We start from the raw sequence: 26265 nt of genomic DNA, 5'->3' as shown, positions 1-26265 counted from the left end.
TTCCAATCAGATATTTTCGGTTATCAATTATTACTACCTTTAAGTTTAAATCTGAAATTTCCTTTTTTATCCCCCTTCAAAGGAGAAGCTTGAGACCTAGTTTATTAGTCAAGCTATTAGGGTATGAATAAGTAATAGATGATTTTGAGAAAATATGATATATTTAGAGATGAATATATAGCAATCAGGAATGATTTGTGAGAATTTTTATGATAGTTAATTTGAGCTAAAAACCTTGAAAATTATGACTCCTGAATCCTGACTCCTGTACGGGCGATTCGCGAATCGCCCCTACCAGCAAAATCTTACAAATGAAACAGGATTGCTATATATAATAAATATCTTTCATATTGAACCAATGACAGAATTTTATACCTGGAAAGCATATCGTTGTGCTTATGAATTATATCCGCAAAAACAGGGTGATACTACTAACATACCTTTATTACTAATACATCCAATTGGTGTTGGTTTATCTAAATTTTTCTGGCATAGATTTTGTTCTCTATGGCAGGAAAAAAATTTCCCAAACCCTATTTATAATCCCGATTTATTAGGGTGTGGTGAAAGTGATATGCCATCTGTGGCATATTACCCTGTAGATTGGGCAGAACAATTACAATATTTTTTAGAGAAAATTGTACAAAAACCAGTAGTTTTAATTGTACAAGGTGCTTTATTTCCTGTAGCCATATCTTTAGTAAAACTGCAACAAAAATCAAATTTAATTCATAGTTTAATTTTATCAACACCTCCTCAACTAGACTTAATACAAAAAGCTGCTTCCCCTATCCAACAAAAATTATTATGGAATCTTTTTTATTCACCAATTGGTAAAGTTTTTTATCGCTATGCACGTAGTAGAAAATTTTTAGACTCTTTCTCGAAAAAACAATTATTTGCTAATACTAATCAAGTTGATAAAGAATGGTTAGATACTTTGGAAAAAGGAGCCAAAGATCCGCAAAGTCAATATGCCGTTTTTTCTTTTTTAGCAGGTTTTTGGAGACAGGATTTTAGTCAAGCGATCGCTCAAATTAATCAACCGATTTTAGTATTATTAGGAAGTCAAGCATCAACTATTAGTAAAACAGATAAAATTGAAACTCCAGAACAAAGAATTAACACCTATTTAAAATATTTGCCTCAAGCAAAAGGTAATCAAATTTCAGGACGGAATGTTTTACCTTATGAATCAACAGCAGAATTTGTTGAAGCTGTGAGTGAATTTTTACTGAATAATTAGACCTCTCCAGAAAAGAGGGAACAGGGCACAGGGAACAGGGAGAAGTAATTGATAATTTATGGATAATAATTTATTTTATTTTATATTTTTGGAGATGTCTATTAGTTAACTAGCTATCAGTTTTTAGCATTCAGCTAACCTTCTGAATCGTAACTAGGTTAACAGGTTTTTGAGGGATTGTTAAAATTCTCTACAACTATTGCACAGAAATATACCAATTACCAAAAGTAATGCTATACTTCAGCTATACTTCAAAAGTCAATAATTACTAAGATTAAAAGTCTGTATTTGACAATTATTAGTCGGTTAGTATAAATTTTTCGTACGGACATTCGCATTTTTGTTATGCAACGTCCCTACCTCTCCCCACACTTACCGAAAAATTCTGGTTTAAAGCTTCCCCTTTTAAGGGAATAATAAATAAAAATTTTATGCATGAGTCAATCCTCTTCTTTTCAAGGAGAGGTAATTATGAATTATTCATTATTAATGATTGAACCACCCAATCAGATATAGCATTCAGGCATGAGAAATGGTATTATTTAGGAGAGGTTTAAATCCCCTTAATTCACTTTATAAAAATAATCTTGCTTAGTGCTGAGTGCTGACCGCTTTTTTAATAAATCATATCTTATAGCTAATAGCTGAAAGCTGAAAGCTTACAATTATAATTAGGTATAAAGTAACATGAATCAAGTTGAAAATAATAGTCAAACTGAAGAGTTAAACACCACTATTTTGATTGTGGATGATAACCAAATTAATCTGCAATTAGCAGTTAGTGTTTTAAAAAAATATAATTTTAATATTTTAGTATCTCTTGATGGTGAGAGTTGTTTAAAACAAGCAATAGAAAAAAATCCTGATATTATTTTGCTCGATATTTTAATGCCTGGAATTGATGGTTTTGAAACCTGTAAGCGCTTAAAAGCTAATCCACAAACTAGAGATATTCCTGTAATTTTTATGACAGCTTTATCAGGTACAGAGGATAAAGTTACCGGGTTTCAACTGGGAGCAGTAGATTACATTACTAAACCAATCAAAATAGATGAGGTATTAGCAAGAGTAAAAGTACATATACAACTCCGAGAATTAACCAAAAAATTAAAGAACAAAAATCTACTACTCCTAGAAGAAATTAAACAAAGAATAACAGCAGAAGCCAAGCTTCAAGAAACATTAGAAGAGTTAAAAGTAGCTCAAAAGAAGATTATTGCTAAAGAAAAACTTGCCTACTTAGGTACTTTAACTTCAGGTATTGCTCATGAACTTTGTAATCCTCTCAATTTTGTTCAAAATTTTGCTCAACTTTCCTCAGAGTTACTAGATGAATTTATGGAGGATTTAACTTTAGAAACAAATAAAATTGAAGCTGAAAAATTTGGAAATTTTACAGAAATTATCAATGAATTAAAACATAATGCAGATGGGATTTATCAACATAGTAAAAGAGCTGAACGGATTATTAAAATTATGGTCAAACACGCACGACTTGATAGTAGTCAGTTACAATCTAGCAATTTGAATAGGATTTTAAGGGAATCATTGCAATTTGCTGGTGAGAGTCTCTGGGAAAAAGAGAATTTTCCAATAAAAATTAATACTAATTACGATGAGTCAGTTGGTGAAGTTTTCGTTTCATATTCTGATATAATTCAGGCTTTTATTAATATGTTTGATAATTCCTATTACGCTCTGAAGGTTAAGTTAGAACAACAGGAATCTAGCGATGGAGATTTTATCCCTACTTTATCTGTAAAAACCTGCAACTTAGGAGAAAAAGTAGAAATTAGGATACACGACAATGGAACAGGAATAAACTCAAAAATTAAAGACAAAATTTTCGAGCCATTTCTAACTACTAAACCACCAGGAGAAGGAATAGGTTTGGGTTTATCTCTCGCTTATGAAATTATTGCTGGACAACATCATGGCACTATTCAAATGGAAACAATATCTGGAGAATATACTGAATTTATGATTGAAATTCCTTTAAAAGAAGAGGGAGTAGGGAGTAATGAGTAATGAGTAATGAGTAATGAGTAATGAGTAATGAGTAAGGAGTAAGGAGTAATGAGTAATGAGTAATGAGTAATGAGTAATGAGTAAGGAGTAAGGAGTAAGGAGTAAGGAGTAAGGAGTAAGGAGTAAGGAGTAAGGAGTAAGGAGTAAAATCAAGCCCGTTGATGTTGGTTTAAAGCCTCTTCGTTAATGAATAAAAATTCAAAAAATTCATCATTTTTTGAATCCTCTGACTTTCCTACAGAATGTGGAGCAAACAGGCAGAGGTATTACTTATTACTTAATACTTATTACTTGTGAAGAATAATAATGAATGGCAATAAAAATAATTTACAATAAACGTCTTTTTGAATGATTAGATAATTGATGAACTAACAATGACATCGAAGTTATTGATTATGACTCTTAAGTGTTGAATCCTGACTAATAAAAAAAATGGCTATTTGTAGCAAATACATTTATCAAGCTGGTATTAGACTAGGAAATATTTTGCCAATTGTTGCCAGTTAAGTGTTCCTTGTTCCTTGCCATATTATGGCTAATATACATCTCCAAAAATTAAAAATAAAATCAATTCTTATCCATAAATTATTAATTCCCTGTTCCGTGTTCCCTATTCCCTGTTCCCTCTTTTATGCATTTCCAAAAATTAAAAATAAAATCAATTATTATCCATAAATTATCAATTAATCCCCTCCCAGGAGGGGTTAGGAGTTTGTTCTCTGTTCCCTCTTTTGTGGAGATGTCTAATTAAAGAGAGTTAGTATAAATGATAACTAAGCAAAATTTAAAAAAAATAGCTGTTCTTGTGGAACGATCGCTATTTTTTTTCTATATTAAAATAACTGGAGAGTAGAAAGTTCTTCTAAAAAACGATTTACTTGTCTAACTGAGAGTATTACTGGTAAATACTTACCGAAAAATTTTGGTTTAAAGCATCGCCTTTTAAGGGGATAATAAATAAAAATGTTCATGATTAGTCAATCCTCTTCTTTTCAACAATGAATAATTAAAAGTATATATATAGTTGTGAATACAGGTTTCTAACTTTAGGAACGCTGATAGCCATTGCTAGCAATGGCTACTCTAGGAACTTTGCACTGTCTAGTAAAATAAAAAAAGTTTAATAAATTATTGGGAGAAAATTTGATGCAAGTCGCCCCTAAACCAGAAACAGCAATAATTAATCATTCACCACCAGAAACCATTACCCTTGATGTTAGTGGAATGAAATGTGCTGGATGTGTTAAAGCAGTAGAACGACAACTCACCCAACAAACAGGTGTCATATCTGCTCGGGTTAACCTGGCAACCGAAGTAGCAACCGTTGAATGCGAAACAAACCTGATAGATCCAAACACTCTTGCTCAAAAACTCACAGATAACGGTTTTCCTACTCAAGCACGTCCCGATACTTCCGAAACAGACGCTGCTAAAAAACAAACCGAACGTCATCGCCAAGAAATTCAACAGCAAATATGGCGCATAGCGATCGCTTCTTTGCTACTAATTCTCTCAGGTATCGGACATTTAGGGCACTTCATTGGCACCGAAATTCCCATCCTAGGAAATATTTGGTTTCATGCAGGATTATCTACTTTAGCTCTATTACTACCAGGGCGAGAAATTATTATTGATGGTGTCCGCAGTCTGTTACGCAACGCGCCCAACATGAACACTTTAGTTGGTTTAGGTGCGGTGACTGCTTATACTGCAAGTATCGTTGCCTTGCTATTTCCACAGTTGGGATGGGAATGTTTTTTTGACGAACCTGTAATGATCCTTGGTTTCATCCTTTTAGGCAAAACACTTGAGCAAAAAGCTAGATATAGAGCAGCATCTACTCTACAATCATTAATTGCACTCCAACCAGCAACCGCACGTTTAGTTCCCGCACCCAATGGCAACAATAATTCTTCTGAGTCTGTAGAAATTCCTGCCTCACGAGTGAAAGTAGGAGAATATTTACAAGTATTGCCTGGGGAAAAATTTCCTGTGGATGGGGAAATATGTGATGGTAAAACAACTGTGGATGAGTCTATGTTGACTGGGGAGTCGGTACCTGTAGTTAAAGAATTTGGTGCTAATGTGGCAGCGGGAACTATCAATAAGTCTGGCACTGTAGTTATGCAGACAACTCGCACGGGTTCGGAAACTACCCTAGCTCAAATTGTCAAATTAGTCGAAACTGCCCAAACTAGAAAAGCACCAATTCAAAATTTAGCAGATACGGTGGCAGGATATTTTACTTATGGCGTAATGACTATTGCTTCCCTAACATTCATATTTTGGTATTTTGTCGGCACTAATATTTGGTCTCACATTTTGCAGACGACATCCAGTCACGGGGAGATGATGACTCATTCTACTTCCCCCCTACTTTTGAGTTTGAAATTAGCGATCGCTGTTTTAGTTATTGCTTGTCCTTGTGCATTAGGTCTAGCAACACCCACTGCAATATTAGTAGGTTCGGGTGTGGGAGCGCAAAGAGGTTTGTTGATCAAAGGTGGAGATATATTGGAAAAGGTGCATGAGTTAGATACTATCGTTTTTGACAAAACCGGAACTTTGACTACTGGGCACCCTACTGTCACAGATATTTTCGGAAATAACCCAGAATTGTTATTACAGGTTGCTGCTACTGTAGAAAGTGGTGCGAGTCATCCTTTAGCAGAGGCAATTTTACAAAAAGCACGGCAAGAGAATGTAGCGTTATTATCGGCAACAGATTTTTATACCGAACCAGGTTTAGGAGTATCTGCTATTGTAGATGGCAAACTTGCTTTAGTAGGAAATTTAGAATGGTTGAAAAACTATGAAGTTGTTGCCCTGCCAGATAATATTCCCACTTTCACAGACAAAACAGCAGTTTATGTTAGTTTCGATGGAGTGTTACTTGGAATTATAGGAATTAGTGATGCGCTGCGGGATGATGCTTTAGCAACAGTCAAAGGTTTGCAAAATATGGGTTTAAAAGTAATGTTGTTAACAGGCGATCGCTCTTCTGTTGCAGCAACTATTGGCCAACAGTTAGGTTTAACTGGTGATGATATCTTGGCAGAAGTACCACCTGCGGGAAAAGCAGAAGCGATCGCTGCTTTACAGTCAAAAGGTGAGAAAGTAGGAATGGTAGGAGATGGTATTAATGATGCTCCTGCTTTAGCTCAAGCAAATGTGGGTATTGGAATGCAAGCAGGTACAGATGTGGCAGTGGAAGCTGCTGATATTGTATTGATGCAGGATAAGCTAATGGATGTGATGGAGTCTATTAAGCTTAGTCGCGCTACTTTCAACAAAATTCGTGAAAATCTATTTTGGGCATTTGCCTATAATATTTTTGGCATTCCTGTAGCTGCGGGGGTATTGTTGCCTAGTTTAGGAATTCTTCTTAGTCCTTCTGTTGCCGGTGCTTTGATGGCATTTAGTTCTGTGAGTGTTGTGACTAATTCTTTGTTATTACGCAGTAGGATATAGTATTTAGCATTCAGCTTGACTCAAAACTTAGCGTTGCAAAATGCACTGTGGAATGGGCATCCTGCCCGTTATTGATATTTTCAGACAGGCAGGATACCCATTATTGATATTTTCGGACAGGCATCCTGCCTGTCCCACCTCACCATCCTAAAAAGTGCTGTAAATAATTAATAAATAACCTTTCTGATAATTATTAGACAGAAGAGTGTTAATTATTCATCTTTCTACTCCTCTCCCACTCCCCTACTCCTGACAAGGGTATGTTTTTAATAAAGAGGCAAGTAATCACTTTTCTTCACTATAAAATATACATTCATAGGGTGCTTTTTTATAGAATAAATGACTCTAAATTTCTCCCCTACTCCCCTACTTCCCCAATCCCTACTCCCTACTCCCTACTCCTTAAAATAATACTTTCCACAACTTCCCAATGAGAATTTTCTAGTATCAACTGAATTAACAAATCTTTGATTTGACTACAATGATTATCTAATTTTAAAGGAATTTCTTCATTTCTCATAACTATATTTAGTCGGATATTTTCAGAAGTATTAGTTACTCTCTCAAAAGTTATGTCAATAGTAACAAGTTGAGAGAAAAAAACTTTACCAGGAAATTCACGAGCCATTAAATAGTTTCTTTGATTATAGAGAATTTCACAACCACAATCACTTAAAACCTCTGTAAAAATTGGTTGTCAATGTTCTATTTTGACAGTAATAATAAATATAGCAATGTAGCGAACCATAAAAAACTCCAATCAAAAAAAAATCACCTGAAATTAAATATAAATTAATTAGGACATAAGCATTCAGCTATTAGCAGTCAGCTCTCAGCTTTTTAATGAATCAGGTAGTTTTAGATTAATATAAATTTTAAGTTCCTATGCAAAATTAATTAGACATTTTCTTGACTCCCTGTTCCTTGTTCCCTTTTCTCTCTCTCAACTAGGAAATTCCTAAAAGCACGACTACTTAACAACTTTTGTACTAGAATTTTATTCTAGGTTAATTAATACACATCTCCAAAAATAAAAATTCAAATCAATTATTGTCCATAAATTATCAATTCTCTCTTCCTGTTCCCTGTTCCCAGATCCGCTGTTCCCTCTTTTCTGGAGAGGTCTAATATATAGCAATCCTCAATAGGTTATAACAATTTAAAAACTAGAAATAAATTCTGAAACTCTTACCTATTGCCTATTTTCTATTCCCCATTCCCGAAAAGCGGTAAGATTTTTATAGATAAATAAAATAGGATTGCTATAGCTTTAAACCTATATTAAAAATAATAGCTAATAGCTTATAGCTGACGGCTAAATGTTTAAATCAGGACTTACATAATGATAGGTAAATTCATAGTTTTTGAAGGTGTAGAAGGAGGGGGTAAGACCACTCAAATTGAACTGTTACGAGATTGGTTATTAGGAAAAGGGCAGTCTGGCCAAATTTTGTCAAAATCCATAGATTTAGAAGTAGTTATCACCCGAGAACCGGGAGGAACAAAACTAGGCAAAGCTTTACGAGAATTACTTTTAAATCCAGATGTATTGACAGAAAAAATTCAAGAAACGGCAGAATTATTATTATATGCAGCAGATAGAGCGCAGCATATAGAAACTTTAATTAAACCTTATTTGGAAAAAGAGGCCATAGTTTTGTGCGATCGCTTTATTGACTCAACTATTGCTTATCAAGGATATGGCCGTGGTTTAGATTTGGAATTAATTCAACAACTGAATTATATTGCTACAGGTGGTTTAAAAAGTGATTTGACTTTTTGGTTAGATATTGATGTAGAAATTGGTTTAGCTAGAGCTAAAAATCGAGGAAAAATAGACAGAATGGAACAAGCAAATATTGAATTTCATCGACGGGTACAGCAAGGTTATCAAGAGTTAGCTAAAAACAATTCTTTAATAGTACGAATAGATGCTAATTTGACTCAAGAAAAAGTACAAAAACAAATTCAAGCAATTATCATAGAAAAATTAGTAGAATGGAAGTATATTTAAAAATGGGGCGTTGGTGAATTAAGGTATGATTTGAGAAAAGAGCGATATAGCTGCAGCGACGGCTCCGCCAACGCTAATTAGGCAGAAAAATTATGGAATGTCCAAATGGGTCAATCAACTCACATCAATAAAAATGGCCAAAAGAAAGGAAAGCAAAACTATATTTGTGTAGAATCTGGTCGTCAATTTATTGATTGACTTATAGAGGTTATATAAAATCCGGTTATACAGTAATCGCATTCAAAAATCCTCAACTAAAATATGTGTTTGCTAGAAGCACGAATTTAAAAATTTATGCATTTTCATTTCCTTTCTTACTCCTAACTCATTACTCCTAACTCCTAACTCCTAACTCCTTACTTCTTACTCATTACTTCTTACTCATTACTCATTACTCATTGGCTGAAAGTCCTAATAGTCCAGCAATGCATACAAATTAAGGCTGCCCACGTTAGCCACAATTCAAAGTAAAGAAGCTTTGATTCTGGCTGCTCAGTCTGGAGTCAATGTAGATTTACCAGGAACGGAAAATATTGAAAAGGCCAGAGGATTTAAAACTTTAATTGCCTTTAAAGTTATTTCCTTGGCCTTAATGAAGATTGTGGCCTATCTTGAAAAAGGCCAATTGTAGTTAAAGAGCGATCGCGACAATTTTCCTAAAAAAATTAGGAGATAAATAGAATTTTATCTCCTTTATCTACCAGAGTGAAGGTAAAAATAAAATTAGTTGTTCCAAAGTATTTTGTTGTACTCGTACTACCCGCTCAAAATTTTCGTCTCCCGTCATTTGAGGTGGCATAATTTTGTATTTAGCTCTAGCTCTACCAACATTAATAGTTACAACAAAATACATTAATAAAGTTGCAACTGTTACTAAACTCGGCCATATAATTTCTGGTGTTTATATCATAGCGATCGCTTCTAAAAAATAATCTATTTAGGCAAATTTAGTGACATCATAATTCTGATGTTTAATTTTGACAAGTAAATTAGAGTAGCAACTTTCTTTTATTTGTTATAAAAATCAAGCTGTCAATACTCAAAACTAGATGGGGAAAATCAGAATCCCTGCTCATCTTTTAGCAACCATATTTTTGTCGATATTTTTTCAATATTTGAGTATTTATAAACTATGATTTTAATAGTAGTCACAAACAAAAGTTGTTACTAGATTAGTTGGCAAAAATCAGTGATTTTATTTGCGAGATAAACATCTGATGATCTATGATTGGCTTGCCCATAAAACCATCTGCTCCACTAAGCTTAATATAATATTCGCTATCCTTTGCAGTACCAAGTGCTGTAACTAACATAATAGGCACTTTTGCCGTATGGGGATTAGCTTTTAGCAATTTAGTAATTTCAATTCCATTGATTTTTTTGCCATTATAATAACTATTTTGTAGGCAGATATCCATCAGAATAATGTCTGCTTTATTAGCTTTTACAATTTCTATGATTGTTTCTACATCTTCAGTCACTTGAGCAGCAAAACCACCCCGTTTTGTCAAAACTCTTTCAAATAATTTCTTATTAAGGGGATTATCTTCAACTACCAAAACATTTGTCATCTTATCCTTCCTTGTTCTAATTTCTGCAATTATTATAGTGTCTAAATAAAAATAATAGCAATTTTATTAAATAATGTTACGAAACTTTGTTTGTAGGGAATACTGAATCAGATATTTGTAGCAAATATCGAGCCAAAAAGTATCATTTCAAGAATTTGCCCATCAGAAAGTACCTATAATTTTATGAAATGTAAACTACTATTGAGTTAATCTTTCAACAGATAGAAAAGTGCAGGTCTCCTATAATATTAATTTAATAAAATATTGCAGAGGGTGACGGAGTAGGGAACAGGGAATATCTAATACCAATTGCCCAAAATAATGCCAGACTTTCCTCAAGACTTCAGTTATTAAGTAACAAGTGAGTAAGAGCAATGTTTTTAACGATTCGTTTGTGAACAGCGAAGATATCTTATACCAATTACCATACATTAATGCTTAACTTAGGTACCACTTCAAATATTAAGTAATTAAAAAGGGTGCATAGAACCTTTTTGATAATTATTAAGTATACAGCAATTTCCAAAAAGTGTGAGGTACAAAATTCTAGGTTTTAGGGAACACTTAACTGGGAACAGGGAACAAGGAATAGGGAATAAAATATAAATAAATATAACTCTACCTCATTAGTCTGAGAAACGCTATAAATGCATTAATTATTAATATTTTACTTCTCCCCCACTCCCCCACTCCCTCACTCCCTCACTCCCCCACTTCCCCACTCCCCCACTCCCCCACTCCCCCACTTCCCTACTCCCTCACTCCCTCACTCCCTCACTCCCTTACCAAAAAATGAGGGTATGCGCCTCCCCTTGGATAGGGGATGAAAAAGCGGTCGTTTTGCTACGCATAACTACGTTAACGCTGCGCGACATGTTTGCGGAGCATTCCGTCAGGAAAAAGCGGAGTTTCCCGAAGGGTGGGATGGCGTTTAGCTAGCGCAAAACGCCATATCCAATCGACCAAGAGAATATTTAATTCAGTATTTCAAGTCTCCGAATTCAGTCGGAGGTTCACTCTCTACTGATATAGCAGGGAACAGGGAACAGGGAACAGGGAACAGTTGGAAAAGTGTTTCCTAGTATAAGATTCATCATCAGTCTATGTCCTAATCTTTGCTTCGACTGCTATAACTGATAACTGATAACTGAAATGACTCCTTATGAATTATATTTTTACAAGTTATTAAAAAAACTATATATGATATTAATTTCAATTATTAACTAGGAGAGGAAAGCTAAATAACTTTTCTCAAAAATAATGAAGTTTTTAAACCTTAATATTGATACCCATAAATTACTTGACTAACTAATTGCTGAAGTTAATGTTAGTCAGAAATTATAATTTTCCCTAAATTTGACGACAAATCCCTTATTGCCTTTCTCACTTTTGTCAGGTGTAGAAGTTTTTGATTCTAAGGAACAGAGAACAGACACAAATACTGTACTCGTTAATATGAGAACCGCCATTTATAGTGAAACATAGGTTATTAGCGATCGTTTAATTACAAATTGTCCGTATTAACACTTAACTACAAGCATTTGTATTGAGAGTATCTCAGTATGTTTTTAATCAATAAAATTGGCAAAACTCTCAAGTTCTTTACCAAATCTTCATATAAAATTAAGTTATTCCAGAGTAGAATTTAAAAGCTAGGGTGTCATCTAGATTGTACGAAGTTTTCCGTGTATTCTGCCTTAAATATCTATGTATAGTAGAGATTTGCTTGTAAATACGGATATCAATAAAATTTCAGAGTAGTTAGATTTACTGATATATCTCAAAAATTTTATTTAACTACTCTTATTAATATTTTCAGAGCATAACTTTACAGTTATTATCAGATTTATCCCAGTAGACACAATAATTTATTTTCACAAAAATTCTGTTTATTGAAGGATCTTGAAATTACTTTGTCATTAGACATCTCCAAAAATAAAAAATGAAATCAATTCAAGATATGAAATCAACAGTTTCATTCCCTATTCCCTATTCCCTATTCCCTATTCCCTGACTTCTGCAAGAAGTCTATTAATTTCAAGGGATATTGTAGAGATGTCAAACTATTTATCAACTAATCATAATCGTCAATCTACCAAAGAAGAGCAATCTACCAAAGAAGAACAACTACTTTATCAGCATTTACAATATTTGGCTCGCCACCAAAAATCTGAAGCTTCAATTGATAATTTTAAGACTCTATTTATTGATGCTTCTGGATACTTTATTCCAGAAATTTGGCAGGTAATGGAAACAATTATTGATGCCGATCCTGATGAAGAATATTTTCATAATATTATCAACAGAAGTTCTTACATATTAATTAATCGTTGGTTACAAAATCCACAACTGCAAAAATCAATTCCAGACTTAGTAAATCTTTTCGAGGTGGAACCCAATCTCCCACCTACTTGTTGGACTTCTAAACGTATACGCACTTTCATTAATAGTTTTACTGAAACTGAAAAATATCTAGTCTTAAAACGTTTGGCTAGAATGTTTATTAGAGAAGTTGAAGAAAATACAAAAATTGAAGATAAGACACTTGGAAAATTAATTAATAGATATCCATATCTATATGAAAACAGTTTTCTTAATGAGGGTAGCACTGATGAAGAGCGGGAAGAAATTAGAAAAATGAGACAAAAGCAGCAACAAAAATATGAAATAGATTTATCTAAATATATTACTTATCAAAGGTTGTCTAGAAAAAACAATTCTGTCGAAAATCCTACTCTAATGAAAAACGAAGAATTAAACGATGTTATCTGGTATTTTACGGAAAAAGTTGATGGTGATCAAACATTGCGAGACGAAGCTGAAAAATTTCGTATATATTGTAATTTAACTTATTCATATCGCAGTTTTAAAGATAGATTATATGAATATTTAACCGATTCTATTGACCAGGTTTATAGTCAAGGTAAATTTAATCAGAGACTATATCATAAATTGGAAAATACCTTCTCTCAAAATAATAGTAATAAACCCAACGATTTTCTAATTTTAACTACTTGTAAAAAGTTATTAAATTTTCTAGTTATCGAGAGTTTAGAACAACCAAAACATTTTATTTTTTATGACTTAATTAGTAATCTTGGGGTAACAAAAGTTATTGGTATTTTATTGAAAATTGTACTCTTTTGTCGCGAAGCTAAACCTTATTTAGAAGAAAGATTTTCGATACTGTTTAACCATTATCAAGGATCACCCTCTGGTCAGGTTTGGTGGTTAGTTAAGTCGATGGAGACTCTCAATGTTGCTTTCAGCACTAATTTCGGAGAAATTAACCGTTGTTGCTTTTAATACAAAGAAGCAGTCAGCACTCAGCACACAATTTTTTTTGAGACGCCCTCGTTTGCGGATAATTTCCTCAGGAAAAGAGATTTCAACTCCTCACTCAGAAGTCAAAAGTTAGATAGGGAAACAGTCGGATTGGCGACGAATAGAAGTGAGAGTTGCTCAACTTAAAGCCTTTAATTATACAGTAATTTCAGGTTATTATTTCATGTCATCAGTTGCCAACTATATTGTGAAATATTTAATACCAAATTTATCAGAAGTTGCATAGAATAAAATTTTAATCAGAGTTGATTGTAGATAAAGACTGGCAATTTAATGAATTCATAATTCTGTGCAGTCTCAGATCAAATTGGTATAAAGTGAATTGGTATTAGATAGGAAAGAAACTCCTTATTTAAACTATACTTCAACACCTGAATAGTTACCAAGATTAAAAGTCTGTTTTTGACAATTATTACTCAGTTAGTATAGATTTTTCCTACTTTTAACCTTTCCCCTCACCTGCCACACTTCACCACCCAATCAGATATAGCATTCTTTTTGAGAAATACTATGAATCCTATCTAAAATTAATACTAATTTTTAAGTAAAAATGCATAATTATTTTACCATAATTTTGACTAAAAGAAATCAAAACATAGGTCAACTTACAGCGGTTTTCATAATTAGTAGACCACAGTAGGGACGTTCCATGGAACGTCCCTACAAAGTTTGATGTGTGAAGATGTGGTTCATCAAGAAAGAAAAGCGCTGTAATTCATTTAAACTTAAAATAGAGTTTGTATTAGTCAATCCTTTCCCTAAAAGGGAGAAGTAATTATCAATTATCCATTATCAATTAATAAATATATAGCGTTTCTCAAATTGGTGAGATACAGTTTTAGATCCCCCCTGCCCCCCTTAAAAAGGGGGGAGTCTTCAAAGTCCCCCTTTTCAAGGGGGATTTAGGGGGATCGTAACTGTACCTCATCTTTATGAGAAATGCTATAGCTGCCAAAGTTAATTAGGAAAAAAATTTCCTTCTACTCCCATACTTCCATAAGTCACTTCCATGAGAAAATTTAAATTAAGACACTCAGGACTTACGCAAAATATCAAATTGTACGCTATATGTAGGGGCAAAAGGCCGTTTAGCTGCGCATAACTCCGTTAACGCTGGCGCGACATGAAACGCCCCTACTAGATAAGGTGGTTATGCGTAAGTCCTGACACTAGAAAAAGAGATAAAAATACTCATGCAACTTGTTAACAGGTTACAGTTCAATAATCTGCGGGGCGATTTATTGGGTGGTCTGACTGCTGCAATAGTTGCACTACCTTTAGCTTTAGCATTCGGGGTATCCTCCGGTGTCGGAGCAATCACAGGTCTTTACGGTGCCATATTCGTTGGTTTTTTTGCCGCTCTGTGTGGAGGAACACCGTCGCAAATTACTGGTCCGACAGGTCCCATGACTGTAATCATGGCAAGCGTCTTTACCACTTTAATCGCTAAGAACCCAGATGTCGGTCTAGAAATGGCATTTACCGTTGTCATGCTTGGCGGACTATTCCAAATACTTTTTGGGGTTCTGCGACTGGGAAAATATATCGTTATGATCCCCTACGCCGTGATCTCAGGATTTATGTCTGGAGTCGGCGTAATCATTATCATTATTGAAATAGGTCCGTTTCTTGGTCATCCTGCTTCTGCTGGTGTAATTGAATCTGTCAACAAAATCCCAGAATCTTTAATGAATCTTAATCCCGCTGCAACAGGGTTAGGAATCCTCACATTAGTAATTCTTTTATTCACACCGCGTAAAATAACTGGGATTATTCCGTCTCCACTGCTAGCATTATTAGTTGGAACTCTAATTTCAGTATTCTTCCTCTCAGACAGTAATCTGATACTGATTGGAGAAATTCCCACTGGTTTGCCAAAACTACACTTGCCAGTATTTACCCTCAACCAACTACAGGATATGCTCGTAGATGGTGTGGTACTCGGAACTCTAGGATCGATCGACTCCCTGCTCACCTCCCTGGTTGCTGACAATATTACCCGAACCAATCATAATTCCGATCGCGAATTAATTGGTCAGGGGATTGGAAATATCATGTCTGGATTATTTGGTGGATTACCAGGAGCGGGAGCAACCATGCGGACTGTGATTAACGTTCATGCTGGTGGAAAAACACCCTTATCAGGCATCATCCATTCCTTGATTTTACTATTTATTCTCTTGTGGGCGGGAAAATTGACCGAAGTAATTCCCCAAGCAATCCTCGCAGGTATCTTACTTAAAGTCGGAGTTGACATTATTGACTGGGGATTCCTCAAACGAGCACATAAGTTATCACTCAAAGCTGCTGGCATTATGTACAGCGTACTGTTGCTGACTGTCTTCGTCGATTTAGTTACTGCAGTCGCCGTTGGTGTATTCATTGCCAATCTCTTGACAGTCCAACGTCTTAGTGCTCTGCAAGTTGAAGAAGTTAAGGCTATAGTTGAACCCCATGATCAGGCTCCCTTAAGCTATGAAGAAAAACAACTCTTTCAGAAAACTAGAGGTCACCTCCTGTTGTTACATCTCGGCGGACCCTTGAGTTTTGGAGCTGCCAAGGCTATTTCTGGACAGATGGGGATAGTAGAACAGTATGATATTCTCATTCTCGATCTCAGCAATGTTTCTTATCTTGGGATTACTATGTCTCTAGCTCTTGAAAATATGGTTAAAGAAGCACGTCAAAAACATCGTGAAGTCTTTTTTGTTGGAGCATCGGGTGCAGTTAAAGTTAGACTAGAAAAATTAAATATTTGGAAGCTATTATCTCGACAAAACCAAGTAGCAACACGCATTGAAGCTCTGCAACAGGCACTTATACTGCTAGCTGAACGACAAAAAGTTTAACACTTATACGACTTACGCAAAGAAACCCGGTTTCTATGATAAATCCTTGTTTTGAGCAATAGATGTCTACGAGAAACCGGGTTTCTGGGTTCACATGGCTTTAGTCCTGATGATTTCATCTTGAGCCTCGTTAAGTTAACGCGGAACCCGTCCCTACTATTGCAACATTTAAGATGAAACAGTCCACTACTGGACTGTTTCATCTTAAATAGTGCATTAGATTGAATTCAAAAGTCATGCATTCAAAAGTAAGAATTTTCAAGTTAAAAGCGTTCTGCACAGCTAAAACTGTCCATCCATCCGTGTATCCGTGGCAAAATCCGTGTCTTGCCCTAACTTCATCTAATGCACAGTTTTAGCTGAAACGGTCCAGTAGGGTGTGTTAGCGCTAGCGTAACGCACCAATACGCTATATTTTGAAACCTCTCGGTTGGGGTGGGAAACATCTCATTTGGCCTTGGAAACCTCTAATTTGGCCTGGGAAAAATCTCGGTTGGGGTGGAAAACCTCTAATTTGGCCTGGGAAAAATCTCGGTTGGGGTAGGAAACGTCTCGGTTAAGGTTTGAAACGTCTAAAATCTTATATGAAATACTTTAATCTTTGCTACTCAAGATTGATAGGAAAATTTATGGGATGGGAAAATTGGGAGATTCATAAGTAGCACAATTTTTTGTATTTCATATTATTTTTGACTTGTGAACTTCATCCTGATATGAAATACTTTAATCTTTGCTACTTAAAGATTGATAGGAAAACTTATGGAATGGGAAAATTGGGAGATTTATAAGTAGCACAATTTTTTGTATTTCATATTAATAGGACTTACGCAAAGAAACCCGGTTTCTACGGTAAATCATTGTTTTTGACAATGAACATCTACGAGAAACCGGGTTTCTGGGTTCGCATGGCTTTAGTCCTAATTAAATAAAAATTTACAATCTCCTACCTAAAACACTTTTATTACCTTATATTATAGAAGACTAAAACAATTTTAAATTCCAATATGAAAAGTCCAATTTTAGTTTTTATTGATGCCGGAGTGGACAACTATCAACAATTGTTTGATGGTGTGGTCGCTGAAGCTCAACCTTTTGTTCTCAATACTACCACTGATGGTATCCAACAAATAGACCAAATTTTACAACAATATCCAGGACAGAAAACGGTTCATATTATCTCCCACGGTGCCCCTGGTTGTCTGTACCTGGGAAATACTCAATTGAGTTTGGGTACGCTGAAACAGTACGCTCCTCTACTCGGACAGTGGGATATTGATAATCTGTTGCTTTATGGTTGTCATGTTGCTGCGGGGGATGCGGGTGAAGAGTTTGTGAGTAAGTTGCAAGGTCTGACAGGAGCTAATATTGCTGCTTCTAAGTCTCTGACAGGGGCGGCGGTTAAAGGTGGTAACTGGGAGTTAGAATTGACTACTTCCCAGTGTGAGACTTCATTAGCTTTATCAGAAGCAGCGATGGTAGCTTATAGTGGGGTATTGCAAGTTCTCAATGCGGATGATTACGCAGCCTTGAGGGCACTCTACGAAGGTACAAATGGGGCCAATTGGATCAATAATACTGGTTGGAGTGAATGGGATTTCAGTAGTTCCACTCCTCCTGATGCTTCTGTTGTTAATAATTGGCATGGAGTGACAGTATCGGGCGATCGGGTAACGAGACTCAGGCTAGGTGTTAACCGACTCACAGGTGAGATTCCTGAACAATTAGGCAATCTCTCTAATTTACAGGATCTCCGCCTAGCTGGTAACAAACTCACAGGCGAGATTCCTGAACAATTAGGCAATCTCTCTAATTTAGAGCAACTCAACCTACGTAATAACGAACTCACAGGTGAGATTCCTGAACAATTAGGCAATCTCTCTAATTTAGAGAATCTCAACCTATCTAGTAACGAACTCACAGGTGAGATACCTGAACAATTAGGCAATCTCTCTAATTTACAGAGACTCGACCTATTTAATAACCAACTCACAGGTGAGATACCTGAACAATTAGGCAACCTCTCTAATTTACAGAATCTCTTCCTAAGTTTTAACGAACTCACAGGTGAGATACCTGAACAATTAGGCAACCTCTCTAATTTACAGAATCTCCGCCTAAATAGGAACCAACTCACAGGTGAGATTCCTGAAGAATTAGGCAACCTCTCTAATTTACAGGGTCTCCGCCTATATGAGAACCAACTCACAGGTGAGATTCCTGAAGAATTAGGCAACCTCTCTAATTTACGGTCTCTCAGCCTAGATAGGAACCAACTCACAGGTGAGATTCCTGAAGAATTAGGCAATCTCTCTAATTTACAGTATCTTACCCTAAATAGGAACCAACTCACAGGTGAGATTCCAGCAGAATTAGGCAATCTCTCTAATTTACAGTCTCTGAGCCTATATGAGAACCAACTCACAGGTGAGATTCCAGCAGAATTAGGCAATCTCTCTAATTTACAGACACTCTACCTATTTGATAACGAACTCACAGGTGAGATTCCTGAACAATTAGGCAACCTCTCTAATTTACGGCAACTCTACCTAAATAATAACGAACTCACAGGTGAGATTCCAGCAGAATTAGGCAATCTCTCTAATTTAAGGAGTCTCTGGCTACAAAATAACCAACTCACAGGTGAGATTCCAGCAGAATTAGGCAATTTCTCTAATTTAAGGAGTCTCTGGCTACAAAATAACCAACTCACAGGTGAGATTCCTCAGAGTGTAAATGATTTGGATGCAAACAAACGTTTAGATAACCCCCCTTATGTAGAAACCGAGATTCCTGACCAGACTACTACTACCGATGCAGATTTTAACCTGGATATTAGCAATAACTTCAGTGACATCAATCAAGACATTAGCACTTACAGCGCTGAAGGTTTGCCTGATGGCTTAAGTATCAACCAAACCACTGGCGTTATTAGTGGTACTCCTACAGCAGGAGGCAATTATACTATTACGGTGACAGTCTCAGATAGTCAATTAACTCCAGCACAAGCAGAAGATACCTTTGATATTGAAGTTGAACAAGTCAATCAACCTCCCACAGATATCTCCCTCGATCCGATAACCATCGACGAAAACGTAGCAGCTAACACAGCAGTCGGTACATTGTCAACTGTTGACCCCGAAACAGGGGATACCTTTACTTACGCATTAGTAGCAGGAGAAGGAGACACCGATAACAAAACTTTCACCATTGACGGCGACCAACTGAAAATCAATAGTTCTCCCGACTTTGAAACCCAGTCTACTTACAATATCCGAGTTCAGACCACCGATGCAGCAGGAGAGACTTTTGAAGAAGAGTTGACCATTAATATTAACGATGTCAACGAAACTCCAGAATTCCTAGAGCAATCATTTGACATTGCTGAAAAGAGCGACAATCAAACCATCATCGGCACTCTAAATGCAACTGACCCCGAGGATGACGAACTGACATTCAGCATCACCAACAATGTCGATCCAGACGCAGATGGTAACTTTGCTTTTGTAGTAGATGGCGATCGCCTCCTAGTTAACGACAGCGACGACCTAGATCGTGAAACCAACTCCATTCTCAACATTACTATAGAAGTCAGTGATGGGGAACTGACAGACGAAGCAACAGTTACAGTAAATCTTTCTGATGTAGGAGAATTAACCATCATTGAATCTTTTGGAACAGCAACTTTTGCCAAAGATTCAGATGACACCTACTGGATAATTGATGGAGACCAGGAAATTCAACTGCAAAACAGTAAAGGCAAAACCTATAGCGATCGGACCAACCGTAACTGGGATGGCGTTGCCGTTGAAGCTAATGATTCAGGCGGTTATCGCGTCCTACTCCAAGGTCAGAATAACAGGAGTGGTCAAGCTTATGTCTGGACTACAGATGCTGATGGTGTAATTATTGGCGGTTCCGGTTGGAAATCTGGAGCCCCTGTCTTGCCCTGGGAAGAGGAATTTAACATAGACCTGAATGGAGATGAAATTATTGGTAACTCTTTCACCACTATTGAATCTTTTGGTACAGCAACCTTTGCCAAAAATGCAGACGGCAGGTATTGGATAATCAATGGAGACGAGGAAATTCAACTGCAAAACAGTAAAGGCAAAACCTATAGCGATATTACCAACCGTCACTGGGATGGTGCTGCCGTTGAAACTGATGATTCAGGCGGTTATCGCTTCCTACTCCAAGGTCAGAATCGCCGGAGTGGTCAAGCTTATGTCTGGAGTACAGATGCTGATGGTGTAATTATTGACGGTTCCGGTTGGAAATCTGGAGCCGCTCTGTTGCCCTGGGAAGAGGAGTTTAACATAGACATCAATGGAGATGAAATTATTGGTAACTCTTTCACCACTATTGAATCAGAAGGGATAGTCACCTTTGCCAAAAATGCAGACGGCAGCTATTGGATAATCAATGGAGACCAGGAAATTCAACTGCAAAACAATAAAGGCAAAACCTATAGCGATATTACCAACCGTCACTGGGATGGTGCTGCCGTTGAAACTGATGATTCAGGCGGTTATCGCTTCCTACTCCAAGGTCAGAATCGCCGGAGTGGTCAAGCTTATGTCTGGACTACAGATGCTGATGGTGTAATTATTGACGGTTCCGGTTGGAAATCAGGGGATGCTCTGTTGCCCTGGGAAGAGGAGTTTAATATAGACATCAATGGAGATGAAATTATTGGTAACTCTTTCACCACTATTGAATCTTTTGGTACAGCAACCTTTGCCAAAAATGTAGACGACAGCTATTGGATAATCAATGGAGACCAGGAAATTCAACTGCAAAACAGTAAAGGCAAAACCTATAGCGATATTACCAACCGTAACTGGGATGGCGCTGCTGTTGAAACTGATGATTCAGGCGGTTATCGCTTCCTACTCCAAGGTCAGAATCGCCGGAGTGGTCAAGCTTATGTCTGGAGTACAGATGCTGATGGTGTAATTATTGACGGTTCCGGTTGGAAATCAGGGGATGCTCTGTTGCCCTGGGAACAAGAGTTTAATATAGACATTATTTGACCTAGTTAACAATTTATGTTATGAAGCAGCATTAGGCCTTGCATAAATGGGGGATGATTTTAATAGTTTTGTGGAATGGGCATCCTGCCCGTTCCTGAGATTTGCGGACGGGCAAGATGCCCATCCTACTTGTATTCATCCCTTAATTCAGCAACGCCGCATTAAAACCACAGTTGCTGCATTCGTATCGTCTTGCACTCAATAGGATTTTCTGTTGATGCCCACACTGAGAACATAATTGAGAACTTGGAAAATCTATCAGGGATCATTAACTCAGTTCGGTAGACCAGAGTAGGGACGTTCCATGGAACATCCCTACTGGGTTTTGGTTGTGACGTTAGGTCATCAATCTGAAAAGCGCTGAAAACTTTTTCCCCCTAAGACTTTTAAACTGCTGTATTGATAACAGAGTAGAGGGCGAATGCCATTCGCCCCTACGCAGAACCACCATATCTAGTAGAGGGTTAATGACCATCAACCCCTACAAATGGTGTATAATTCGGTATTTTGCGTAAGTCCTGTATAAAAGACTTACGCAGAACCACCATATCTAGTAGAGGGCGAATGCCATTCGCCCCTACAAATGGTGTATAATTCGGTATTTTGCGTAAGTCCTGTATAAAAGTCTATTTATAATCTAGCAAAATCTTACACTCATTTAGCAATGCCAGTTTTTCGATTACTTATTTGATCAGAGTATCAATGCGAGGTTGACTATTAGCTCCGTTCTGACTTGCACCATTAATATTGACATCAGCAGTAACTAATCCAACAGCTTTCACCAATGCTTGCTTGCGATCCATCAACAGATTTTCCGCAGGTACAATATTTAAAACTCCCAGTTTTTCTAACCGTCGCTTCACACTACCCGAAGCACCAACTAGGAATACTGCACGACCTGTATCAACAGTTTCCTGAATCGCATTTTCTATTGCTAGAGCAGAAGTTACACCCATGTGAGGTACTTCGCTCAAATCTACAATCAAAACTTCATAGTTATTCAAAAGTGTGTGTTGGCGAGAGATAGCTTTAGAAACACCAAATATCATCGGACCACTTAAGTGGAACAATAAAATCCGACCTTCAGCACGATCCAGTAATTCTTTCTCATCATTGTCTAGGATAATTGCATCATCAGCATCAGTGATAGCTTTAACATCGTCAGATTTTAGCTGAGTCAGGCGATCGATAGTCATAACATTAGCAATAAATACCCCAATACCTACAGCAGCAATCAAGTCAACAAATACAGTTAGACCAATCACAGTATACATAATGATTGCAGACTTCCAGGAAATATTATGGGCACGCTTGAGAAATCCCCAGTCAATAATTTTAATCCCAACTTGGAGAGCAATACCTGCCAAAACCGCCATAGGAATTTGTGCTGTTAAACTACCAGCTCCCAAAACCACAATCATCAAAATTACAGCACGAGTGACACCAGATAAAGCACTACGAGCACCTGTATTGATATTGACTACAGTACCCATTGTTGCACCAGCACCAGCAATACCACCAAACAAACCAGAAGCTAAGTTACCTAAACCTTGACCAATTAATTCTTTATCAGAGTCGTGTTGAGTACGAGTCAAACTGTCAGCTACCACAGAAGTAAGAAGAGCATCAATACAACCCAACATCGCTAAAACTATGGCATCAACTACCATTAACCGTAACTGATCGGGAGTAAAGTAAGGCAACTGTAAGCTAGGAAGACCACTAGGAATTTCACCAATGCGACGAATATCAACATCTGAGAACAAGAAAACAGAAATTAATGTTCCTACTACCAATGCTAACAGTGGTGGTGGGACGAATTTCTTAATTTTAGATGGCACTAAGAAGAGGATGGCTACTGTAAGAACTGCTAACCCTGTCTCAACAGGATTAATATTAGTTAAAAGTTCAGGAATATTCTGGATAGTTCCAATTACACCGCCCTTGGGACTAGCTTGTCCGAGAAACGGACCTATTTGTAGGATAATTAGGATTAGACCAATACCCGACATGAAACCAGAAATCACATTGTAAGGCATCATGGTAATGTATTTACCCAGCTTTAATAAACCAAAACCAATTTGGAATAATCCAGCTAGCATTACTACTGTGAAAGCCATTGCCATACCGTTTTCTGGGTTACTAGCAGTTAAGTTAGCAATCACCGCAGTCATTACCACAGTCATTGGTCCAGTGGGTTCGGAAATTAGAGTTGGAGTACCACCAAACAGTGCTGCAAACAAACCCACTAATACAGCACCATATAAACCAGCAGCAGCGCCTGCACCGGAAGCAACACCAAAGGCGAGTGCCATTGGAAGGGCGATGACAGCAGCGGTTAAGCCACCGAACATATCGCCTTGAAGGTTTCTAAAATGTATTTTGTTAAAAACTTGCGTAGCCATTGTTTTATGTTATTGTTGTTTTTTTTATTGAAAATAACTTACATCAATTTATCTGTAATACAGTTCTAGTAAACTTACCCAAACTTACCCAACAGGGTTTTGTCAGCTCAGTTTCTACTTCTGTGAGGGCGTTGCATAAATGCGGGATGATTTTAATAGTTTTGTGGAATGGGCATCTTGCCCGATTTTAATAGTTTTGTGGAATGGGCATCTTGCCCGTTCCTGATATTTTTGGACAGGCAGGATGCCCGTCCTACTTAATATTCATCCCTTAATTCAGCAACGCTTCTGTGAGAATAACTAACCGCAATTTGTAGCCTTATTCTCAAGAGCAGGTTTGACGTCAGTGGGAACTCCACATAACGCACTTACAACTAGATTTTTATGTAAGTTATATTTAATTAAGTCAATGTAAGTTAATTTAATCATTGACTATTCTCTATGTCAAGATTATTATAAAAATTAATTGGGAATGCAATACTTGATAGTTTTTAATTGCTTATACCATTCTTAAGTTTTTCTTTATTTTTATTATATTTTGGAGGAAAAGTCCTTGATTCAGGCAACCTTACACCAATTGAGAGTGTTTCAGACAGTGGCCAGTCACGGTAGCTTTACTAAGGCAGCTGAAGAGTTATTCATTACTCAGCCCACTGTCTCTAATCAAATGAAGCAACTCACCCAGACAGTGGGGATGCCTTTATTTGAGCAAATTGGCAAGCAACTTTATTTAACTGACATTGGTAGAGAATTATTAGCCAGTTGTCAAGAAATCTTTGAACAGCTCGATCGCTTTGAGATGATAGTTGCGGACATCAAAGGTACAAAACAAGGAAAGTTACGTTTAGCTGTGGTAACAACTGCTAAATATTTTGTACCTAGAATCTTAGGTTATTTCTGCCAAAAATATCCCAAAGTTGATGTTGCCTTAGAGGTGACAAACCATCAAAACATCACCAGACGAATGCTGGAAAACCAAGACGATCTATATATATTGAGTCAACCTCCTGAAGACATTCCTGTATGTAGTGAAGCTCTAATGAATAATCCCTTGGTCTTGGTAGCTAACAAAAATCATCCCTTGGCACAGAAGAAAAATATACCAATTAAACGTCTTACAGATGAAGCTTTTATTCTGCGAGAACAGGGCTCTGGGACTCGCCAGGCGGTGCAACAACTATTTGCTAAACACAAAATTTCTGTAAAAGTGCGCTTAGAACTTAACAGTAACGAAGCAATAAAACAAGCGATCGCTGGTAGCTTAGGAATTTCTGTGTTGTCAGAACATACCCTATATCGAGAAAGTTCTGAATTGGAACTTACCACGTTAGATGTTCAAGGTTTTCCCATTCAGCGACAGTGGTATGTATGCTATTTGGATGGCAAACAGTTATCAGTGATAGCTCAAGCATTCTTGGAATATATTCAAGAATACACTCAAAAAATGGATATCGCTTCCCATCTTGTGAGTCAATAATATCATTGCTCAAAATAACCTAAATCTGGAAATTTTTATGAGTATTATTACTTGTTTTTTAGGTAGTCCTGCATAGTAATGGCGAAGATACATAAGTTTTGTAATTTCTTCCCACACGAACCAACTTCCCACACTTCCCACACGAACCAACTTCCCACACCTCCCACACCTCCCACACCTCCCACACCTCCCACACTCTCTCTACCATTCCTCAGCACCACCACCGTTTTTTAGAGTATAGTAGTCAAAGCAAAGATTAGGACATTTCTAAATCCTAAAACCCTTTGATATAAAATCCGGTGATACAGTAATCGCATTCATTACTTCCTCAACTAAAATATGTTAAGCATGAATACGAATTTAAAAATTTATGCTATTCAAATTCTTTCTTACTCCTTACTCCTGTACGGGCAAACCGCCGTTCGCCCCTACGAATCCTTACTCCTCAGTAATACGATAACTAATTACCCGAATTCTATATGACAGTTTACTATTCCCTAGCGTGTAGCGCTATATTTCAATCCCTTTACTATAATTACAGGTTATTTGTAAAGAATTATGAAATATTTTTATCCCTTGCAAATTGGGTATTACAGACTGCAAAGTCACCGGATAAATAACCAAATTGTTACAGTTTAAAGGGCGATAACTTGACCTTACAAAAGTTTACAAACAGCCTCTTAATATTATGACTATCCATTATAGCGTTTCTCAAATTGGTGAGATACAGTTTTAGATCCCCCCTGCCCCCCTTAAAAAGCTATCCCTTATAAGGAACTCTTGAAACCCTTGTGGGAGGGTGGGGAGGATGGGGAGGATGGGGAGG

At 36.8% G+C, this 26265-nt stretch carries 15 protein-coding genes and 2 pseudogenes; 11 read left to right on the top strand and 6 right to left on the bottom strand.

Annotated features, from left to right (window positions below; all coding sequences use genetic code 11):
• Positions 1-358 precede the first annotated feature (358 nt).
• From F6K40_RS14980 to F6K40_RS14970, 3 genes are all read left to right on the top strand, one after another.
• Positions 359-1246, top strand: a complete 888-nt coding sequence (locus F6K40_RS14980; protein WP_293137138.1) for an alpha/beta fold hydrolase — start codon at positions 359-361, stop codon at positions 1244-1246.
• Between the two features lie 687 nt (positions 1247-1933).
• A complete protein-coding gene (locus tag F6K40_RS14975; protein ID WP_293137136.1) occupies positions 1934-3274 on the top strand; it encodes a hybrid sensor histidine kinase/response regulator in 1341 nt (446 codons plus the stop codon).
• Between the two features lie 1146 nt (positions 3275-4420).
• Entirely contained in the window at positions 4421-6745 is a 2325-nt protein-coding gene (locus F6K40_RS14970) for a heavy metal translocating P-type ATPase (protein WP_293137134.1), read from the top strand.
• Between the two features lie 388 nt (positions 6746-7133).
• Here the strand turns inward: F6K40_RS14970 and F6K40_RS14965 are convergent, their stop codons facing one another.
• Positions 7134-7373, bottom strand: coding sequence for a hypothetical protein (locus tag F6K40_RS14965; protein ID WP_293137132.1), 240 nt, complete (start codon positions 7371-7373; stop codon positions 7134-7136).
• A gap of 714 nt (positions 7374-8087) precedes the next feature.
• Here F6K40_RS14965 and tmk point away from each other — a divergent pair.
• From tmk to F6K40_RS14950, 3 genes and pseudogenes are all read left to right on the top strand, one after another.
• Positions 8088-8759: a dTMP kinase gene (gene tmk, locus F6K40_RS14960; protein ID WP_293137131.1), complete on the top strand. Its 672-nt coding sequence runs from the start codon at positions 8088-8090 to the stop codon at positions 8757-8759.
• Between the two features lie 92 nt (positions 8760-8851).
• Positions 8852-8954 (top strand): annotated as a pseudogene (locus F6K40_RS14955) (IS1/IS1595 family N-terminal zinc-binding domain-containing protein); the annotation flags it as partial.
• Between the two features lie 283 nt (positions 8955-9237).
• Positions 9238-9390 carry a hypothetical protein gene (locus F6K40_RS14950; protein WP_293137130.1) on the top strand — a complete coding sequence of 51 codons (153 nt, stop codon included), beginning with the start codon at positions 9238-9240 and terminating at the stop codon, positions 9388-9390.
• Positions 9391-9459: 69 nt separating this feature from the next.
• On the opposite strand, the pseudogene F6K40_RS14945 reads toward F6K40_RS14950, so the two are convergent.
• Positions 9460-9651: pseudogene (locus F6K40_RS14945) on the bottom strand (MAPEG family protein); the annotation flags it as partial.
• A 280-nt stretch (positions 9652-9931) separates the two neighbouring features.
• Entirely contained in the window at positions 9932-10330 is a 399-nt protein-coding gene (locus F6K40_RS14940; protein ID WP_293137128.1) for a response regulator, read from the bottom strand.
• A gap of 2055 nt (positions 10331-12385) precedes the next feature.
• Between F6K40_RS14940 and F6K40_RS14935 the strand changes: the two genes are divergently transcribed.
• From F6K40_RS14935 to F6K40_RS14920, 4 genes are all read left to right on the top strand, one after another.
• Positions 12386-13636, top strand: a complete 1251-nt coding sequence (locus F6K40_RS14935; RefSeq protein ID WP_293137126.1) for a hypothetical protein — start codon at positions 12386-12388, stop codon at positions 13634-13636.
• Positions 13637-14868: 1232 nt separating this feature from the next.
• Positions 14869-16524, top strand: coding sequence for a SulP family inorganic anion transporter (locus F6K40_RS14930; protein ID WP_293137124.1), 1656 nt, complete (start codon positions 14869-14871; stop codon positions 16522-16524).
• Positions 16525-16940: 416 nt separating this feature from the next.
• On the top strand, positions 16941-17084 hold the full coding sequence (locus F6K40_RS14925; protein WP_293137122.1) for a hypothetical protein: 144 nt from the start codon (positions 16941-16943) through the stop codon (positions 17082-17084).
• 444 nt (positions 17085-17528) lie between these two features.
• Positions 17529-21557: a DUF4347 domain-containing protein gene (locus F6K40_RS14920; RefSeq protein ID WP_293137120.1), complete on the top strand. Its 4029-nt coding sequence runs from the start codon at positions 17529-17531 to the stop codon at positions 21555-21557.
• A 142-nt stretch (positions 21558-21699) separates the two neighbouring features.
• Here the strand turns inward: F6K40_RS14920 and F6K40_RS14915 are convergent, their stop codons facing one another.
• Together F6K40_RS14915 and bicA are read right to left on the bottom strand one after the other, a co-directional pair.
• Entirely contained in the window at positions 21700-21816 is a 117-nt protein-coding gene (locus F6K40_RS14915; RefSeq protein WP_375340571.1) for a zinc ribbon domain-containing protein, read from the bottom strand.
• Between the two features lie 424 nt (positions 21817-22240).
• A complete protein-coding gene (gene bicA, locus F6K40_RS14910; protein ID WP_293137118.1) occupies positions 22241-23962 on the bottom strand; it encodes a bicarbonate transporter BicA in 1722 nt (573 codons plus the stop codon).
• A gap of 553 nt (positions 23963-24515) precedes the next feature.
• Between bicA and F6K40_RS14905 the strand changes: the two genes are divergently transcribed.
• Positions 24516-25439, top strand: coding sequence for a LysR family transcriptional regulator (locus F6K40_RS14905; protein ID WP_293137116.1), 924 nt, complete (start codon positions 24516-24518; stop codon positions 25437-25439).
• A 58-nt stretch (positions 25440-25497) separates the two neighbouring features.
• Here F6K40_RS14905 and F6K40_RS14900 read toward each other — a convergent pair whose 3' ends face one another.
• The gene (locus F6K40_RS14900; RefSeq protein WP_293137114.1) at positions 25498-25647 is read right to left on the bottom strand and encodes a hypothetical protein; all 150 of its coding nucleotides are present in this window, start codon (positions 25645-25647) and stop codon (positions 25498-25500) included.
• Positions 25648-26265 lie beyond the last annotated feature (618 nt).

Origin of the sequence: Okeania sp. SIO3I5, assembly GCF_010672085.1 — a bacterium.
Taxonomy (GTDB): domain Bacteria; phylum Cyanobacteriota; class Cyanobacteriia; order Cyanobacteriales; family Microcoleaceae; genus Trichodesmium.
The sequence above is the reverse complement of the archived record's forward strand: the minus strand, read 5'-3'. Positions and strand labels throughout refer to the sequence as shown.

Coding starts and splice junctions, on each gene's coding strand:
- F6K40_RS14970 (WP_293137134.1), top strand. CDS start 4,421: ATGCAAGTCGCCCCTAAACCAGAAACAGCAATAATTAATCATTCACCA.
- F6K40_RS14920 (WP_293137120.1), top strand. CDS start 17,529: ATGAAAAGTCCAATTTTAGTTTTTATTGATGCCGGAGTGGACAACTAT.
- F6K40_RS14975 (WP_293137136.1), top strand. CDS start 1,934: ATGAATCAAGTTGAAAATAATAGTCAAACTGAAGAGTTAAACACCACT.
- F6K40_RS14940 (WP_293137128.1), bottom strand. CDS start 10,330: ATGACAAATGTTTTGGTAGTTGAAGATAATCCCCTTAATAAGAAATTA.
- F6K40_RS14935 (WP_293137126.1), top strand. CDS start 12,386: ATGTCAAACTATTTATCAACTAATCATAATCGTCAATCTACCAAAGAA.
- F6K40_RS14930 (WP_293137124.1), top strand. CDS start 14,869: ATGCAACTTGTTAACAGGTTACAGTTCAATAATCTGCGGGGCGATTTA.
- bicA (WP_293137118.1), bottom strand. CDS start 23,962: ATGGCTACGCAAGTTTTTAACAAAATACATTTTAGAAACCTTCAAGGC.
- F6K40_RS14965 (WP_293137132.1), bottom strand. CDS start 7,373: ATGGCTCGTGAATTTCCTGGTAAAGTTTTTTTCTCTCAACTTGTTACT.
- tmk (WP_293137131.1), top strand. CDS start 8,088: ATGATAGGTAAATTCATAGTTTTTGAAGGTGTAGAAGGAGGGGGTAAG.
- F6K40_RS14900 (WP_293137114.1), bottom strand. CDS start 25,647: ATGGTAGAGAGAGTGTGGGAGGTGTGGGAGGTGTGGGAGGTGTGGGAG.
- F6K40_RS14980 (WP_293137138.1), top strand. CDS start 359: ATGACAGAATTTTATACCTGGAAAGCATATCGTTGTGCTTATGAATTA.